At 47.5% G+C, this 17,062-nt stretch carries 12 protein-coding genes; 6 read left to right on the top strand and 6 right to left on the bottom strand.

The window, feature by feature from the left end:
* Positions 1-176: 176 nt before the first annotated feature.
* Entirely contained in the window at positions 177-1,715 is a 1,539-nt protein-coding gene (locus M2137_RS03250; protein ID WP_280765024.1) for an alpha-L-arabinofuranosidase C-terminal domain-containing protein, read from the bottom strand.
* Positions 1,716-2,027: 312 nt separating this feature from the next.
* Between M2137_RS03250 and M2137_RS03245 the strand changes: the two genes are divergently transcribed.
* From M2137_RS03245 to M2137_RS03220, 6 genes are all read left to right on the top strand, one after another.
* Positions 2,028-4,454: a DNA translocase FtsK gene (locus M2137_RS03245; RefSeq protein WP_280765023.1), complete on the top strand. Its 2,427-nt coding sequence runs from the start codon at positions 2,028-2,030 to the stop codon at positions 4,452-4,454.
* A gap of 45 nt (positions 4,455-4,499) precedes the next feature.
* Positions 4,500-5,153, top strand: coding sequence for a LolA-like putative outer membrane lipoprotein chaperone (locus M2137_RS03240; RefSeq protein WP_280765022.1), 654 nt, complete (start codon positions 4,500-4,502; stop codon positions 5,151-5,153).
* Positions 5,154-5,216: 63 nt separating this feature from the next.
* Positions 5,217-6,170: a thioredoxin-disulfide reductase gene (trxB, locus tag M2137_RS03235; protein ID WP_280765021.1), complete on the top strand. Its 954-nt coding sequence runs from the start codon at positions 5,217-5,219 to the stop codon at positions 6,168-6,170.
* Positions 6,170-7,648: a family 10 glycosylhydrolase gene (locus tag M2137_RS03230; protein WP_280765020.1), complete on the top strand. Its 1,479-nt coding sequence runs from the start codon at positions 6,170-6,172 to the stop codon at positions 7,646-7,648. The genes trxB and M2137_RS03230 overlap by 1 nt, the downstream gene beginning before the upstream one ends.
* Positions 7,649-7,738: 90 nt before the next feature.
* Positions 7,739-9,169 carry an RNase adapter RapZ gene (locus M2137_RS03225; RefSeq protein WP_280765019.1) on the top strand — a complete coding sequence of 477 codons (1,431 nt, stop codon included), beginning with the start codon at positions 7,739-7,741 and terminating at the stop codon, positions 9,167-9,169.
* Positions 9,166-9,903: a nucleotidyltransferase family protein gene (locus M2137_RS03220; RefSeq protein ID WP_280765018.1), complete on the top strand. Its 738-nt coding sequence runs from the start codon at positions 9,166-9,168 to the stop codon at positions 9,901-9,903. Before M2137_RS03225 ends, M2137_RS03220 begins: the two co-directional genes overlap by 4 nt.
* Positions 9,904-9,979: 76 nt before the next feature.
* Here the strand turns inward: M2137_RS03220 and M2137_RS03215 are convergent, their stop codons facing one another.
* From M2137_RS03215 to M2137_RS03195, 5 genes are all read right to left on the bottom strand, one after another.
* Entirely contained in the window at positions 9,980-11,467 is a 1,488-nt protein-coding gene (locus M2137_RS03215) for an IMP dehydrogenase (RefSeq protein WP_280765017.1), read from the bottom strand.
* A 373-nt stretch (positions 11,468-11,840) separates the two neighbouring features.
* Entirely contained in the window at positions 11,841-12,656 is an 816-nt protein-coding gene (locus tag M2137_RS03210) for an SDR family oxidoreductase (RefSeq protein WP_280765016.1), read from the bottom strand.
* Positions 12,657-12,686: 30 nt separating this feature from the next.
* A complete protein-coding gene (gene uxaC / locus M2137_RS03205; RefSeq protein WP_280765015.1) occupies positions 12,687-14,093 on the bottom strand; it encodes a glucuronate isomerase in 1,407 nt (468 codons plus the stop codon).
* A gap of 41 nt (positions 14,094-14,134) precedes the next feature.
* Complete coding sequence (locus M2137_RS03200; RefSeq protein WP_280765053.1) at positions 14,135-15,625, bottom strand: altronate dehydratase family protein; 1,491 nt, start codon at positions 15,623-15,625, stop codon at positions 14,135-14,137.
* Positions 15,622-17,061 carry a tagaturonate reductase gene (locus M2137_RS03195; protein ID WP_280765014.1) on the bottom strand — a complete coding sequence of 480 codons (1,440 nt, stop codon included), beginning with the start codon at positions 17,059-17,061 and terminating at the stop codon, positions 15,622-15,624. The genes M2137_RS03200 and M2137_RS03195 overlap by 4 nt, the downstream gene beginning before the upstream one ends.
* Between the last annotated feature and the right edge of the window lies 1 nt (position 17,062).

The following is a 17,062-nucleotide window of genomic DNA, read 5'->3' as shown; positions in this document are numbered from 1 at the left end:
TTATCAGCCGCTTCGTTCCTTACAATCTCTGTATCACCCACAAATGTAAATATTCTCTTCAATCCATCAAATAATAAAGAGAATGATCTCACGATAATATAAAAGAAAAGGACGGGAGAGGTATAAAAACCATCTTCCGTCCTTTTTGTTATAAGGTGTTTATATGCGGAGTTTGTTTATTTCAAACTAAATACCACTACGCTCATAGGAGGCAATTGGGCTTCGATAAGATCACCTTTCTGTTTGAAATCTTTGTATTCGGTTGCTTTGATCTTATTCGGCTGATCGAAGGAGTTATGATCGGTGAATGACTTAGATGTCAGGACTTCTCCTTTTACACTCTTCGCATTGTAGCCGTTTAGATTAACCTGGGTAGCCAGGGTTGTTGCCGGATTCAGATTCACTAATGAAATATGAACAACGCCATTCTCATCAATAGAAGCAGAGGCATTCAGTCCGTCTATTTCCTCTTTCCCGTAAGTATATTTAGGAGCATCTACGAAGCTCGGCAACAATTTAGCATCCTGATGTACCTTATACATTTTGAATACGTGATAGGTCGGTGTCAATAACATCTTTTCCTTATCGGTCAATACCAATGACTGCAATACATTGATGGTCTGTGCCAGGTTAGCCATACGTACACGGTGGGAGTAGTTATTGAAGATGTTCAATGTTGATCCGGCAATCAGTGCATCGCGAAGGCTGTTTTGCTGATAGAGGAATCCCGGGTTTGTGCCAGGCTCTACGTCGGTCCAGATACCCCATTCGTCAACCACCAGGCCAACACGCTGTTGACGGTCATAACGATCCATAATCGCGGTATGCTTTTGCAGGAGTTCTTCCATAAAGAGACAGCTCTTCATGGCACCGAAATACTCATCTTCTTTAAAAGTAGTTGCTGAACCTTTCTTGCCCCAGTTGCCTGTGGCAATGGTATAATGGTGCAGAGAGATACCCCACATCGAACGGATATTCTTCATGCAGACTTCCATCCAATTGTAATCCGCGCCGTTCGGGCCACAAGCGATCTTGCGTATTCTATTTCCTGAATAGTCGCGGGCATAGGTCTGGAACAGGCGATACTGATCGGAATAGAATTCCGGTGTCATATTACCACCACAACCCCAGCTTTCGTTACCAATGCCCCAGAAGCTAACGCCATACGGTTCCGGATGTCCATTGGCCGCGCGTTGTTTAGCCAGGGTAGATTCTCCGGCAAAATTGAGGTATTCGATCCAGTCGCGCATCTGTTCCGGCGTGCCAGAACCCACATTGGCAGAGATATAAGGATCACAGCCCAATAGTTCGCAAAGTTCAAGGAATTCATGTGTTCCGAAGCTGTTGTCTTCCGTTACGCCTCCCCAGTGGCTGTTGATCGTAACAGGACGGTCTTCCGGTTTTCCAACCCCGTCGATCCATTGGTATTCATCGGCATAACATCCACCCGGCCAACGCAGGTTGGGGATGTCGATGTCGCGCAAGGCTTTAACGATATCCATACGGATTCGTCCTTGTTTTTCTACTGGTAGATTAGGATCCACCCAGAACCCGTCGTAAATACAACGTCCCAAATGCTCTGCAAAGTGGCCATAAACGTGTTTGCTGATCTGTTGTTTGGGTTGAGTCACCTGCACGGTGACATGGGCTGTTTTCTGTCCAAACATACTGATAGAAAAACAGCCAAGCATCAGTAAGATAATTCCTTTTTTCATGTTATTAAAAATTTAAATAAGAGTGAGTAATAGAAATAGACTATAAAGTGGCTATATCCTTTTATTTTCAGTCGCTAAAGGTAAGTAAAAGTAATTGTTTTTTCAAAATAAAAACAAGGTTGTCTGCCTATAAAGAGAGATAGTGATATGTACAGAGTGAGATGATAAAATTGACTTCTTAAAGGAGTAATTTGACAATCGGGGAAAACTCCCGGATGTTCTCAGCGGCGTATTCCAATAATTCTATTTACCTTTGTAGGTTAGATGGGCGGCGTGAGACGGCCCATGGTTCTAATATTAAGCATTGGGTTGATGGCAAAGAAAAAGAATACGAAACAGGATAAGCGAAAAGAGAAGAAGGAGGGTGGATTTTTCAAATCGTTGAAGGCCTTCTTTACGAATGAGCGTACGCGGTATATTACCGGATTGATCATTTGCTTGTTTACGATATATATCGGTTTAGCGTTGATCTCCTTTTTCTTTACCGGAGGGGCGGATCAGAGCAAAATAGAAAATGTGCCTCTGACCGATCTGGTTAATAACAAAGGTTCGGTGGCGAATTGGACAGGAGTGCGGGGAGCCTACCTGGCGGATCTGTTGATGAATCAATGGTTTGGTATCTCCTCTTTTATGATTTTGCTGTTTTTCGGTACGTTGGGCACCCGCTTGATGAAACTGACAAGAGCCAAGCTACTGAAGCGTTTCCTGTTTTGCGCGGCCACGATGATATGGGGTTCGGTATTCTTTGCTTTTGTCTTTGTCGCCGGCTATGAAGATACCTTTATCTATCTGGGCGGTTTGCATGGGTATTATATTTCCGAATGGCTGATCAGTAATATCGGTATTCCGGGCACGCTCCTGTTGTTGTTGGGTAGCTTCCTGATTATCGCGATCTTTTCAAGCAAACGGACTGTGCCTTTCTTGCAACGAATGCTTTCGTTTGGCTGGTTGAAACGGAAAAAGAAGGCGAAAAATCCGGATGAACCGGAATTTCAGTTTGGCGGATTCGATCCGGAAGTGTTAACGGAAAATCCGGAAAGCGACGCCTATCGGTTTGTGGAGAATAACGATAAAGAGGTAACCTTCGAGGTGAATGTGCCGAAAGACGAAGAGTATATCCCGGAGATCGAAGAGGAAGATAGTGAGAATGAGGATGATGAGGAAGAAGATCCGGCTTTCACCATAGAAGTGCCCGAAGGCGATATCGAAGAGGCCAATCCGGACGAGATGGAGCCATACGATCCGAAATTAGACCTGTCGAGCTACCGTAACCCTTCGGCTGAATTGTTGAAGAAATATGAAATGAAAGATTACCAGGTCGATATGGAAGAGCAGACCGCCAACCAACGCCGTATCAAACAAACACTGGAGAACTTTGGTATCAATATATCTTCTATCAAAGCAACCGTAGGCCCGACGATCACCCTCTATGAGGTGATCCCGGAAGCGGGGGTGCGCATCTCCAAGATCCGTAATCTGGAGGACGATATCGCTTTGAGTCTGTCGGCTTTGGGTATCCGTATTATCGCGCCTATGCCCGGAAAGGGAACCATTGGGATCGAGGTGCCGAACAAAGATCCGCAGATCGTATCCATGCAATCGGTTATTGCCTCCCGGAAATTTCAGGAATGTAAATATGAACTCCCGATCGCTTTGGGTAAGACCATTACCAATGAGATCTTTATGGTCGACCTGTGTAAGATGCCTCACCTTCTGGTGGCCGGGGCCACCGGACAGGGGAAATCGGTCGGGTTGAATGCGATCATCACCTCATTGCTCTATAAGAAACATCCTTCGGAACTGAAGTTTGTACTGGTCGATCCGAAGATGGTAGAGTTTAGTATCTATGCAGAGATCGAGCGCCATTACCTGGCCAAACTGCCGGATATGGACAAAGCGATCATTACCGATTTTACGAAAGTGATCCATACGTTGAACTCGCTTTGTAAACTGATGGACGACCGCTATGACCTGTTGATGAAGGCGCATACGCGTAATATCAAAGAATACAATGAGAAGTTTATCAATCGCCGGTTGAATCCCAACAAAGGCCATATGTTTATGCCCTATATCGTGGTGGTGATCGATGAGTTTGGCGACCTGATCATGACAGCCGGAAAAGAGATCGAATTGCCGATCGCCCGTATTGCCCAGAAGGCGCGTGCGGTAGGTATTCACATGGTGATCGCGACCCAGCGCCCGACCACCAATATCATTACCGGAACCATCAAAGCCAACTTCCCGGCACGTATGGCGTTCCGTGTGACCTCGATGATCGACTCACGTACGATCTTAGATGGGCCGGGCGCTAACCAGTTGATCGGGCGTGGTGATATGCTCTTCTCGCAAGGGAATGATATGATCCGTGTGCAATGTGCCTTTGTCGATACCCCCGAAGTGGAAAGTATTGCTACCTATATCGGAGAACAAACGGGTTATCCGACCGCGCACCTTTTGCCCGAATATGTGCCTGAGGGTGAATCGTCTGCTCCCGGCAATATCGACCTGTCGGATCGGGATCCGTTGTTTGACGAAGCTGCCCGCCTGATTGTTATCCAGCAGCAAGGATCCACTTCGTTGATTCAACGCAAATTTGCTATTGGGTATAACCGCGCCGGACGTTTGATGGATCAACTGGAAGCGGCCGGTATCGTAGGGCCTTTCGAAGGCAGCAAGGCACGGCAGGTGTTGATTCAGGATGAGTATTCGTTGGAACAGTTGCTGAATGGACTTAAGTAATTATTAATGGTTAATTATTAATTATTAATTGAAGAGGGGTGTAAAATGATGAAGAATAAATTAATACGATATATAATAGCTGTTGTCCTACTGGGTGTTGTTGTTTTGCCGACAGCGGCACAGTGTGGGGGAGAGGTGCTTGATAAAGCGGCAGCGGCTTTTGAAGAGGCGAATGGTATCTCAGCCCGCTTTGCGATGAATATGCGTGCCGAAGGGGCAGGTCTCATAGAGAGCTTTGAAGGGCAGTTGCAGATGAAGGGCGATAAGTTCACCCTGTTTATGCCCGATGTGCGTATCTGGTTTGACGGGAAAACCCAATGGGCGTATATGGTGGGAAATGAAGAGGTGAATGTGACAGAGCCTACGGGCGAAGAATTGCAATATCTCAATCCGGCGCTCCTGTTGGGTTCTTATAAAAAGGAATACAAAGCGGAGTTGAAAGGCGAAAGCAGCACAGCAAGTGGGCGAATGGCTTATAATGTCGAATTGACTCCCAAGAAAAAAGGGGATATCACACGTGTGACCCTGCAAATTGAGAAAAAAAGTTATTTGCCCGCGCGTATTGAAATTGATATGAAGAATGGTTCCCGAACCCTTATTCAGATTGATGAAATAAAAATGGGGATAAACCAACCGGATGCCTTTTTTGTTTTTAATACAAAGGACTATCCGGATGCGGAGGTTATCGATCTTCGCTAACTATCCGCCACCGCTTGAGACTGAAAAACACAAAATAAAAACAATTAACAGAGATTATTGAATATGGAACATCCGTCGATAGAAAAGGTACGTTGCCTGATTATTGGTTCCGGCCCAGCCGGATATACCGCAGCGATCTACGCTGCCCGTGCAAACTTAAGCCCTGTGCTTTATGAAGGAATTCAACCGGGAGGTCAGTTGACCACCACCACTGATATAGAAAACTTCCCGGGTTATCCGGAAGGTATATCCGGTTTCGATATGATGCAAGACCTGAAGAAGCAGGCCGAGCGTTTTGGAGCTGATGTGCGTATAGGTATTGCAACAGGAAGTGATTTCTCCCAGATCCCGCTGCGGGTGACGATCGAGGGCGAAAAGATCATCGAAGCCGACACGGTTATTATTGCCACCGGAGCAAGTGCAAAATACCTGGGTCTGGAGGATGAAGCGAAATATGCGGGTATGGGCGTATCGGCCTGTGCGACTTGCGATGGCTTCTTCTACCGGAAAAAGAGAGTAGCGGTTGTGGGTGGAGGCGACACGGCTTGTGAAGAGGCGCTCTACTTGGCGTCGCTGGCCGAAAAGGTTTACCTGATTGTGCGCAAACCTTTTCTGCGTGCCTCAAAGGTGATGCAACAACGCGTGGCAGATAATCCGAAGATTGAGGTCTTGTTCGAGCATAACGCGATCGGACTCTTCGGTGAACATGGCGTGGAAGGCGCCCGTCTGGTGAAACGCAAAGGCGAACCGGATGAATCAATTGTGGATATTGATATCGATGGCTTCTTCCTGGCGATCGGTCATACGCCCAACTCGAAGGTGTTTGCCGACTGGCTGGAGACCGATGAAACCGGCTATATCAAGACGATAGCGGGAACGCCGCGTACGAATGTGCCGGGAGTCTTTGCCGCGGGTGATGTGGCCGATCCGGTATACCGTCAGGCTATTACGGCTGCCGCGTCAGGTTGCAAGTCTGCGATCGAAGCGGAACGCTATCTGATGGAAAAAGGCATTTGATGAGAAGAATCTGCTTCCTCTTTCTTTGTTTTTGGGCTGTTGTTTCTCTTTGGGCGGTGGATCCTCCCCGCACAGAGATTAGGGCGGTGTGGCTGACCACGATCTACGGGTTGGACTGGCCGACCTGTCCAGCCACCACTCCTGCCGGGGCAAAAATACAACAGGAGGAATTGATTCATCTATTGGATCGTCTGGAAGAGGCGAACTTCAATACCTTGTTTGTGCAGGTTCGTTTGCGGGGTGATGTGATCTACCCATCGATTATAGAGCCCTCCTCAAAGGTTTTTTCCGGAAAATATGGGCAGTCGCCCGGCTATGATCCATTGCAATTTGCGATCGAAGCATGTCATAAGCGGGGCATGGAATGTCATGCCTGGCTGGTGACCTTCCCGGTAGGGAATGACAAAACCGTCGGGGAGCAGGGCGCGCGTTCTGTTGTGAAGCGATATCCTAAAATGGTTAAGCGTCATCGCGGGGAATGGTACCTGGATCCGGGTGTTCCTGAAACGACTGATTATCTTCTTTCTTTAGTGCGTGAACTGGTCTCTTCGTATGATATTGATGGGGTTCACTTTGATTATATCCGCTATCCCGATCAGGCACAGACTTTTCCTGATAAGGTGGCGTATACGGTGTATGGGAAAGGAAAATCGCTGGCGGAGTGGCGGCGGGATAATATAAACCGGCTGGTTGGTCGCCTTTACGACGAAGTGAAACAGTTGAAACCCTGGGTGCAAGTCAGCAGCTCCCCTTTGGGGAAATACAGTTCGATCGAGCGGATGCCAAATGCCGGGTGGACGGCCTACGAGACCGTGTTTCAGGATCCCAAGCAATGGATGGACGCAGGAAAGCATGACATGATTGTGCCGATGATGTACTATCAACATGATCATTTCTTTCCGTTTGTGGACAATTGGGCGGAAATAGCGGGAGAGCGTTTGTTTGTTTCCGGGTTAGGTGCTTATCGAACGGATAAAGAGGAGGCCAACTGGACGGTTTCGGATATTACCGATCAGATAGACTACAGCCGTTATAACGGAGCGGAAGGTTCTGCCTTCTTCCGGTGCGCGCATATTCTGGACGACAGGAAAGGGCTCTATTCCGAAATCAGGGACAATTACTATCAATATCCGGCGCTTTTGCCGCCTTTGACCTGGCTCGATGACCGCGTGCCCGCTTCTCCTGAAGAGGTTTTTGTCGAGCGAAAAGAAAATCAATTGCGTCTTTATTGGGAAAAACCGGAAAACGAACCGGAGGCGTTGACCTATACCCTTTATTACTCTTTGACTGATAGCTTAGATACAAACAAGGCACAACATATTTTATCCACCGGAATATATGGGACGGAAGTCTTTTTACCCATTGATCCGGCCATCGAAAGAGGCTACCTCTTCCGGGTAAGTGCCTCCACCCGTTACCATATAGAAGGGAAACCGTCGAAGGAAACATATTACTTTCAAACTGAATATGTTAAGTGACTTGCACCTGAATGTTGAAAAGTAATTGCCGCAGGGGAGGCGGGATATTATGTAAATATATTGTACCTTCGCGATGAAAACGCGTAGTTTATGATAAAAGACGAACTTTCCAGGCTCTACAATCAATATACCGGGCATCCGGTTACCGATCTGATCGAATTGCCTTCCTCTGGATCCAACAGGCGCTACTTCCGGATCACAGGTTCCATACCGGTGATTGGGGTAAGCGGTACGACACCGGAAGAAAACAATGCTTTTCTTTCGATGGCTACTCATTTTCGGGAAAAAGGATTGCCGGTGCCGGAAGTGTATGCCGTTTCGGATGACAAACGTTTCTATTTGCAGGAAGATCTGGGTGATACCCTGCTCTTTGATGCGATAGAAAAGGGACGTAAAAGCTGTGTGTTTACGGAAAAAGAACGGAATCTGCTTTTTCAAACGATCGCATTGTTGCCTAAACTGCAATATGTCGGTGCCGAAGGATTAGACTTTTCGCAATGTTATCCGCAACCGGAATTCAATGAACGTTCGATATTATGGGATCTTAATTATTTCAAATATTGCTTCCTGAAAGCGACCGGCATGGAGTTTCAGGAGAATCGTTTGGAGGATGATTTCCAGAAGATGTGTGATGTGCTTCTGCAAGATAAGACACCTACATTTATGTATCGCGATTTTCAGTCGCGTAATGTCATGGTGAAGGACGATAAGCCGTGGTTTATTGACTTTCAAGGAGGGCGTAAAGGGCCGGTCTATTATGATGTAGCCTCTTTCCTTTGGCAGGCAAAAGCCATGTATCCCGAAGGGTTACGCCAGGAGTTGCTCGAGGCTTATATGGAGGCGCTTGCTGAATATACAGTGGTTGATAAGGCGTTGTTCCGTCATCGCTTGCGCCATTTTGTTCTTTTCCGTACGCTTCAGGTGTTAGGTGCTTATGGTTTTCGTGGCTATTTCGAGAAGAAACCGCATTTTATGCAGAGCGTACCATACGCTATAAAGAACCTGAAAGAACTGCTCCGCGAAGACTTTCCGGAGTATCCTTATCTCTATCAGGTATTGAAAGAGTTGACAGGACTGAAACAGTTTACAGACGATATACGTCGCCGCACGCTGGAAGTGAAGGTGATGAGCTTTGCTTATAAGAAAGGCATCCCCAATGATACGACCGGTAATGGCGGTGGATTTGTATTCGATTGCCGCGGAGTGAATAACCCTGGCAAGTATGAACGCTACAATCAGTTTACGGGATTAGACGAGCCAGTGATCGAGTTCCTGGAAAAAGATGGGGAGATCACCACCTTTTTGGAGCATGTCTACACCATCGTCGATTCTTCTGCGCAGCGTTATTTGGATCGTGGATTTACGGATCTGATGGTGTGCTTTGGCTGTACCGGCGGGCAACATCGTTCGGTTTACTCGGCACAACACCTGGCTGAGCATCTGCATAAGCGGTTTGGTGTGAAGGTGACCTTGATACACAGGGAACAAAATGTGGAACAAATTTTTGACTCGACAATATGAAAGCGATGATCTTTGCGGCTGGTATGGGAACACGCCTGAAGCCGATGACAGACAAGACCCCTAAGGCTTTGATAGAAGTGGATGGAAAACCCATGTTGGAACATATTATCCTGAAGCTGAAAGGTGCCGGATTTAATGAACTTGTGATTAATATTCATCACGAAGGGCAGCAAATTATTGACTTCTTAGAAGCGAAGAATAACTTTGGTGTTCATATCGATATATCCGATGAGCGCGATTATCTATTGGATACCGGAGGAGGCATTAAACATGCTGCTCGTTTCCTGCAAGGGAACGAACCTTTTTTGGTGCATAATGTAGACATCTTTTCCAATGTCGATTTGATGAAACTCTATACGGATCATGCCAAAACCAATCCATTGGCAACCTTGTTGGTGAGTAACCGCAATACATCGCGCTACCTTCTCTTTGATAACGCGCATAAGCTATGCGGATGGCGTAATAGGGAGACCGGCGAGGTGAAATCCTATTATCCTGATTTTGATCCGTCGATGTATACCGAATATGCTTTTGGCGGCATTCATGTGATATCGCAGGAAATATTCGAATGGATGGATGAATGGACCGGGAAGTTTCCTATCATTAACTTTTACCTGTCGATCTGTGCCCGCGCAACTATTCAGGCCTATCCGATGGAAGACCTAAAGCTATTGGATATCGGTAGCCTTGAGTCTCTGGCAAAAGCAGAAGAGTGGGTGGTAGCTAATAGATAACGTTGAATTACATGATAAAAGAAAAGGGGAAGTATTTTCGAATACTTCCCCTTTCTTTTTTATATGGATAATCCTCTTATTCTTTGAGAATCACATCATGCGCGCCACCTTCCACAATACTGGTGGACGATACCAAGGTGATCTTCGAGAAATGTTGCAGATCGGGTATGGTCGTGGCTCCGCAGCTACACATCGTAGCCTTCATTTTGCCCAGGGTAAGATTCAGGTTGTCTTTCATCTTCCCGGCATACGGCACATAGCTGTCGACTCCCTCTTCAAATTTCAATGACTCATTGCCGCCCATATCGTAGCGTTGCCAGTTCTTCGCGCGGTTTGACCCTTCGCCCCAGTATTCTTTCACGAAGCTATTGCCAATCTTTAGTTTCTTGGTAGGCGATTCGTCGAAGCGGGCAAAATAGCGTCCCATCATCAGGAAGTCGGCGCCCATCGCCAAGGCCAATACCATGTGATAGTCGTGTACCAAACCGCCGTCGCTACAAATCGGGATATAAACTCCTTTTTTGCGGTGGTAGTTGTCGCGTGCCTGTGCTACGTCGATCAGGGCTGTCGCTTGTCCGCGTCCGATACCCTTCTGTTCGCGGGTGATACAGATCGATCCACCGCCAATACCCACTTTTATGAAATCGGCTCCGGCATCTGCCAGGTAGATAAATCCTTCTTCGTCGACTACGTTACCTGCGCCCACCAATACCTTGCCGTCGTAGGTCTCTTTGATCCACCGCAGGGTTTCGTATTGCCATTCGGAATAACCGTCGGACGAGTCGATACAAAGCACATCAACCCCGGCTTCTACCAACGCGGGTACACGTTCTTTATAATCCCTGGTGTTGATACCAGCTCCGACAAGCAGTTTTTTATCTGCAGCAGAAAGCTCGTATGGATTCTCCTTATGGCTGTCGTAGTCTTTGCGGAAGACGAAGTATTGCAGACGCTGTTCATCATCGATGATCGGCAGTGTGTTCAGTTTGTTATCCCAAATGATTTGGTTAGCCTCTTTCAATCCAATACCCACTTTGCCGACTATCAATTCGGAAAACGGGGTCATAAAATCTTTCACCGGAGTGTCCGGTGCATCTTTTTCGATGCGGTAGTCGCGGCTGGCCACGATACCCAATAATTTCCCGTTGGGTTTACCATCGTCTGTGATACCGATGGTGTTATGTCCTGTCTTTTTTACCAGATTGATCACATCGGCTAACGTATGAGTAGGCGTCAGATTGGAGTCGCTGATCACAAATCCTGCCTTAAACTTCTTAACCTTTTTGACCATCTCAACCTGGCTTTCGATCGGTTGCGATCCAAAAATAAACGACAATCCACCATTACGCGCCAACTCAATGGCCAGTTCCGGTCCGGAAACAGATTGCATGATCGCAGAGACAACCGGAATGTTCAGGTTGATAGCCGACGGACCCTCTCCCGTGTAGCGCACCAAAGGTGTTTTCAGGGAGACATTGTCTGGAATGCATTTTTTTGTTGTTAAACCGGGAATAAGGAGGTATTCTCCAAAAGTTCTTGATACATCTTTTAAGTAGATAGCCATATTGTGTCCTTTCTTTAGGTGGAGATGAAATAATCGACAAAGGTAGTTATTTTCTATCTATTATAAAACAAGTGGAATATCGAAAAACTCAAGTGTAAGCAGAAAGGGGCATTTTTTAGTTAAAACGAGAGTTGTTTGCTTACACTTCAATTGTTAACAAATGTTTACTCCCGGGAGTTTGTCAAAAAAGTCCTGCCTTTTCTCCAACATTCTCGGGCGGAAATATCATTTTGTCATTTTATGATTTTCAAAAAAGCCTGCCAGGGGAGCATCCGATCTTCAACTGTCAGGGGTGTGAAAAACGAATAAAGTGGATACAAAAAAGCCCGGACAATATCTATTAGTCCGGGCTTTTTCTATAAATGGATAGGGTTTACACACCGCTAAAGGCAGAGAATCCTCCGTCGACAGGCAATACCACACCGGTAATGAAGCTGGCTGCTTCACTGCACAGGAACTGCACGGCTCCATTCAGTTCGTTGATATCGCCGAAGCGTTTCATCGGGGTTTTTGCCAATACCTTCTGGCTGCGTTCGGTCAGCGAACCGTCGGGGTTGATCAATACCGCCCGGTTCTGGTCGCCAATAAAGAAACCCGGAGCAATCGCGTTTACGCGTACGCCTTCTCCATATTTCAGCGCCATCTCGGTAGCCAGCCACTGGGTGAAGTTGCTTACGGCCGTTTTTGCGGCAGAATAACCCGGTACACGGGTAATCGCCGAATAGGCTGCCATGGAGGAGATGTTGATAATGCTGCCCGACTTCTGCTCAGCCATAATTTTGCCGAACACCATAGAGGGATACACCGTTCCGTTCAGGTTCAGACTGGTCACCTTTTCCCATTCGGCCACCGGCATATCGAAGAATTCCTGGTCGGGACGCAGGGTGCCGCCCGGGGTGTTTCCTCCGGCAATATTCAATAGGATGTCGATCCGTCCCCATGCATCCATAATCTGTGCGGCCACTTTCTTCAGGCTCTCGATATCAAGCGCGTTGCCGACAAAGCCGATCACCTCGCCACCCTCTTTCCGTAACTCTTCGATACGGGTGTCTAATTGCTCCTGACGGATGTCGATGGCTACTACCTTTGCTCCGGCTTTGATAAAGCTCTTGGCAATGCTGCCGCCCAATACGCCACCGGCTCCGGTGATCACGGCTACTTTTCCTTCTATACTAAAAGAACTATTCATACTTTTTATTTTATAAATGATAAGTGGTTTTTAATCGAAATTGAAATATTGTTTGGCATTGTAGTAACTGATATTCTCAACTATTTGTCCAATAAAATCCATCTCGCTTGCGGGAAGCTCTCCGTTTTCGATATCGTTGCCGAACAGGTTACACAGGGTGCGGCGGAAATATTCATGACGCGGGTAGGAGAGGAAGCTGCGCGAGTCGGTCAGCATACCTACAAAGCGGCTTAACAATCCTAAAAGCGATAGGGCATTCATCTGTTTTTCCATGCCGTCTTTCTGATCGAGGAACCACCAACCGGAGCCAAACTGTATCTTACCCGGTACACTGCCGTCCTGGAAGTTGCCCAACATGGTGGCAATCATTTCGTTTGCGCATGGGTTGAGGTTGTAGAGGATTGTTTTTGCCAGTTTACCGTTCACGTCTAAGCGATCCAGGAACTTCGACATCGCTTTGGAGGTGTTGAACTCACCGATGGAGTCGAATCCGGTGTCGGCGCCAAGTTGACGGAACATGCGGGTGTTGTTATTGCGGATCGCTCCGTAATGGAACTGTTGTGTCCAGCCTTTCTCCCAATCCATTTCAGCGAAAATAACCAGCATGGCTGACTTGAACTTCAAAATTTCTTCTTTGGAAAGCATTGTTCCACCATATACTTTGTTGAAAATCGCTTTAATCTCCGCATCGGTATAGTCTTCGGCGTAGAACTCTTCGATGCCGTGGTCCGACAAACGACAACCATTTTCGGCAAAGAAATCATGGCGTTTGCGCAGGGCTGCGATCATATCGTCAAAAGCAGCGATCGTTACACCGCTCACTTCAGACAACTTTTCTACGTAAGCCCGGAAGTCGGCAGGCACTTCTACTGCCATTGCCTTATCGGGACGCCAGGTGGGTAGCATTTTTATTTCAAAGCCCGACTCGCGGGTCTGCTTGTGGTACTCGAGGCTATCGATCGGATCGTCGGTGGTACAAACGGCTTCTACGTTGTAGCGTCTCATCATACCACGAGCGGAATATTCCGGTTGCTTCAATTTATCGTTACACTCGTCGAATATCTCACGAGCGGTTTTCGGATTCAATACCTTATCGATACCGAAGGCTGTCTTAAGCTCCAGGTGCGTCCAGTGATAGAGTGGGTTGCGCATGGTGTAAGGGACTGTTTCCGCCCATTTCTCAAACTTTTCCCAATCGCTGGTGTCGCCGGTGATAAAACGTTCGTCGATACCATTCGTACGCATCGCGCGCCATTTGTAATGGTCGCCACCCAGCCATATTTCCGTCATGGAACGGAACTGATGGTCGTCGGCTACCATTTGCGGTATCAAATGGCAATGGTAGTCGATGATGGGTAATTTGGCGGCATGATTGTGATAGAGATCCTGCGCTGTTTGTGTTTTCAGTAGGAAATCTTTGTCCATAAATGTCTTCATACTATTATCTTTTAAGTGTATTTATAATTCAAAAAATAGGATTACAAGGTGACGCCGGATTTAAAAATAGCTATTTCCCGGTACTCACTCTTCTCGTTGTTGGTGCGTGCGCCGTTGGCTACATCCAAGATGAATTGGGTGAAGCGTTCGCCCAACGCCTCCATAGTCTCTCCTTCCAATAAGCTGCCGGCGTTGAAGTCGATCCAATTGGGCTTATGTTGGTAGAGGTTGCTGTTGGTTGATATTTTGGCCGTAGGTACAAAGGTGCCGAAGGGTGTGCCTCTTCCGGTGGTGAATAATACCATATGGCATCCTGACGCCGCTAAGGCCGTACTGGCTACCAAGTCGTTGCCCGGCGCGCTCAACAGGTTTAACCCCTTTGTCTTCAAGCGTTCGCCATAGAGTAATACATCTTTCACCATGGATGTCCCCGCTTTTTGGGTACAGCCTAAGGATTTCTCTTCCAGGGTTGAGATGCCTCCCGCTTTGTTCCCCGGCGAAGGATTTTCGTAAATGGGTTGTTTGTTCTCGATGAAGTAGGACTTGAAATCGTTGATCAGATGCACTGTTTTCTGGAAAATGGCTTCCGATTGGCTGCGGTTCATCAGGATCGTTTCCGCCCCGAACATCTCGGGCACCTCCGTCAATACGGTGGTGCCGCCCTGAGCTACCAGGAAATCGGAGAATACGCCAAGCAAAGGATTGGCCGTAATACCGGAGAATCCATCCGAACCACCGCATTTCAGGCCGACACGCAGCTCACCAAAAGGAATATCTGTCCGCTTATCCTGTGATGCCAACGCGTAAAGCTCGCGGAGAATCTGCATGCCTGCCTCTATTTCATCATCGACCTTTTGCGATTCCATAAAACGAATACGCTCGGTGTCGAAGTCACCCAGGAACTCCCGGAAAGCGCCGATCTGGTTGTTTTCGCAACCCAATCCGACAATCAAGACGCCTCCCGCGTTGGGATGGAGCGCCAGGTCGCGCAATATCTTACGCGTATTCTCATGGTCATCACCCAATTGCGAACAGCCGTAGTTGTGCGGAAAAGCAACGATAGCGTCAACGCCTTTATCATCACATTCCTTGCGGAAGTTCTTTTCCAGGGCAGTCACAATGCCATTCACGCAACCTACCGTCGGGATGATCCACAATTCGTTGCGGATCCCCACATCACCGTTCTTTCGGCGATAGCCTTTGAAGGTGATCTCTTGGGAGGGGAGTAGGGTGGGTTCCGGCACAGGGCTAAAGGTATACTCCTGCAGCCCTTCCAGGTTCGTTTTGATATTCTGTTCGTTTACCCAACTTCCTGCCGGAATCTCTTCACGGGCATGACCGATGGGTGAACCGTATTTGATGATATGGTCGCCTGTCTTAAAGTCTTGAAGCGCTATTTTATGCCCGGCAGGTATCTCCTCTTTGAGCACCACCGACAGGTTGCCTGTTTGCAGTGTTTCGCCGGCTGCCATCTTTTCGATGGCAACCGCTACATTATCTGCCGGATTGATATGAATAAATCTTGCCATCAGATAATCTCTTTAACAACTTCCAGCATTCCTTTTTCCGCAATCGCATCCAGGTAACCGGTCAACAACTCGGTCAGACTGGAAATCAGATTCAGGTCTTCATTCCAGATAAAGGAGGCAGCCAATACCCCTTCGGCTACCTTTTGTGTGGAACCGGTTGCCCAAAGCTCGTTCAGTAACTGCATGATTTCCGGCGCATCGTTTGGTGTGCAAGGCGCTCCGTCGGCACGGGTTCCCCCTTTATAATAGGTAATGATAGCCGCTAACCCCAACACCAGGCCTTTCGGCAGTTCGCCTTTGCGCTTGAGATAGGTCTTCAGACCCGGTAGATCGCGTGTTTCAAATTTGGGGAAGGAGTTAAGCATAATAGAGACCACGGAGTGATCCACAAAAGGATTGTTGAAACGTTCCAGTACATCGTTGGCAAATTGTTTCAATTCTTCTTTCGGCAGATCAAGTGTTTCCATCAATTCGTCGAACATCACCTTATGGATATACTTCCCTAACACCTCGTGTTGGCAGGCATCGCGCACGATGTCCACGCCGGAAAGATAGGTGACCGGAGCCAGTACCGTATGCGGACCGTTCAACAGCGTCACTTTCCGTTCGTGATAAGGCGCTTCGCTGGGCACGAACAATACGTTCAATCCTGCCTTGTCGGCTGGAAACTCGTTGGCTACCGATTCGGGTGCCTCGATTACCCAGAGATGGAACACCTCGGCCTGCACCACCAGGTTGTCGTTGTATTGCAGTTTTTCTTTGATGGCATCGATATCTTTCCGCGGGAATCCGGGTACGATGCGGTCGACCAAGGTGGCATACACACCGCAACATTCCGTAAACCAGGATTTGAACTCCTCTTCCAGGTTCCAATGTTCGATGTATTGATAGATTGTTTCTTTCAATTTATGCCCGTTCAGGAAGATCAGTTCGCAAGGCAAAATGATGAATCCTTTACTCTTATCGCCCTGGAATGTTTTGAAACGATGATAAAGCAGTTGTGTCAGTTTGCCCGGGTAAGAAGAAGCTGGTGCATCGGACAGCTTGCATGCCGGATCGAACACGATGCCTGCTTCGGTCGTATTGGATATGACGAAACGCATTTCGGGTTGTTCCGCCAGTTGCAGGAATGCCTGGAAGTCAGTGTAAGGGTTCAGGGCGCGACTGATCACGTCGATGCGCGTCAGGCTATCTACCTTTTCGCCTTTATCCAATCCTTGCAGATTCACGTGATACAGGCAGTCCTGTTTGTTCAGCATGTCGATCATCCCTTTATCGATAGGTTGCACTACGACAACGCTGCTGTTGAAATCTGTCTTTTCGTTCATCACCTGGATCATCCAGTCTGCAAAAGCACGCAGGAAGTTTCCTTCACCAAATTGAATAATACGTTCCGGATAGGCCGGTTTGTTCATGGTTTCTTTGTTTAATTCTTTCATG

Source organism: Parabacteroides sp. PFB2-10 (assembly GCF_029893085.1).
Classification (GTDB): domain Bacteria; phylum Bacteroidota; class Bacteroidia; order Bacteroidales; family Tannerellaceae; genus QVMG01.
The sequence above is the reverse complement of the archived record's forward strand: the minus strand, read 5'-3'. Positions and strand labels throughout refer to the sequence as shown.

Excerpts from the sequence above, each read along its gene's own strand:
- M2137_RS03195 (WP_280765014.1), bottom strand. The coding sequence starts at position 17,061 with ATGAAAGAATTAAACAAAGAAACCATGAACAAACCGGCCTATCCGGAA.
- uxaC (WP_280765015.1), bottom strand. The coding sequence starts at position 14,093 with ATGAAGACATTTATGGACAAAGATTTCCTACTGAAAACACAAACAGCG.
- M2137_RS03240 (WP_280765022.1), top strand. The coding sequence starts at position 4,500 with ATGATGAAGAATAAATTAATACGATATATAATAGCTGTTGTCCTACTG.
- M2137_RS03210 (WP_280765016.1), bottom strand. The coding sequence starts at position 12,656 with ATGAATAGTTCTTTTAGTATAGAAGGAAAAGTAGCCGTGATCACCGGA.
- M2137_RS03220 (WP_280765018.1), top strand. The coding sequence starts at position 9,166 with ATGAAAGCGATGATCTTTGCGGCTGGTATGGGAACACGCCTGAAGCCG.
- M2137_RS03230 (WP_280765020.1), top strand. The coding sequence starts at position 6,170 with ATGAGAAGAATCTGCTTCCTCTTTCTTTGTTTTTGGGCTGTTGTTTCT.
- M2137_RS03250 (WP_280765024.1), bottom strand. The coding sequence starts at position 1,715 with ATGAAAAAAGGAATTATCTTACTGATGCTTGGCTGTTTTTCTATCAGT.
- M2137_RS03245 (WP_280765023.1), top strand. The coding sequence starts at position 2,028 with ATGGCAAAGAAAAAGAATACGAAACAGGATAAGCGAAAAGAGAAGAAG.
- M2137_RS03225 (WP_280765019.1), top strand. The coding sequence starts at position 7,739 with ATGATAAAAGACGAACTTTCCAGGCTCTACAATCAATATACCGGGCAT.
- M2137_RS03215 (WP_280765017.1), bottom strand. The coding sequence starts at position 11,467 with ATGGCTATCTACTTAAAAGATGTATCAAGAACTTTTGGAGAATACCTC.
- trxB (WP_280765021.1), top strand. The coding sequence starts at position 5,217 with ATGGAACATCCGTCGATAGAAAAGGTACGTTGCCTGATTATTGGTTCC.